1 protein-coding gene is annotated in these 573 nt (G+C 60.2%); it reads left to right on the top strand.

Annotation, left to right across the window (positions count from 1 at the left end; genetic code table 11):
* Positions 1–75: 75 nt before the first annotated feature.
* Positions 76–573, top strand: a 498-nt coding sequence (locus tag RNC47_RS36210; RefSeq protein WP_311605110.1) for a fatty acid desaturase family protein, incomplete at its 3' end; no start/stop codon positions are given.

Here is a 573-nt window from a genome sequence, read left to right as displayed (position 1 = left end):
AAATTTGCGTCACCGCACCCGTCGGTGACGTCGTCATCGACCTTTGAGACCTATTGACCCCTGAAAGGCTCAGACATGACTCACTACACCCTTACTCCCGAGCAGTTCGAGACCTTCGGCGCCGAACTCGACGCCATCCGTGAAAAGGCGATCGCGGATCTCGGTGAGCGCGAGGCCACCTACATCCGCGACATCATCAAGATGCAGCGCAAGCTCGAGCTCGGTGGCCGGGCCCTGCTGTTCGTGCCGCCGGCCTGGCCGATCGGCACGGTGATGCTCGGACTGTCGAAGATCCTCGACAACATGGAGATCGGCCACAACGTCATGCACGGCCAGTACGACTGGATGGGCGATCCGGCGTTGCGCGGCCAGAACTTCGAATGGGATTCGGCCTGCCCGTCCAATCAGTGGCGGCACTCCCACAACTACATGCACCACACCTACACCAACATCGTCGACATGGACCGCGACATCGGCTACGGCGTCCTGCGAATGAGCGAGGACCAGAAATGGAGCCCGTACTACCTGGGCAACCCGGTGTACGCATTCCTGTTGATGGTGTTCTTCCAGTAC

The organism is Streptomyces millisiae, from assembly GCF_031845425.1.
GTDB lineage: Bacteria > Actinomycetota > Actinomycetes > Streptomycetales > Streptomycetaceae > Streptomyces > Streptomyces millisiae.
This window is presented reverse-complemented; position numbering and strand designations above follow the sequence as displayed.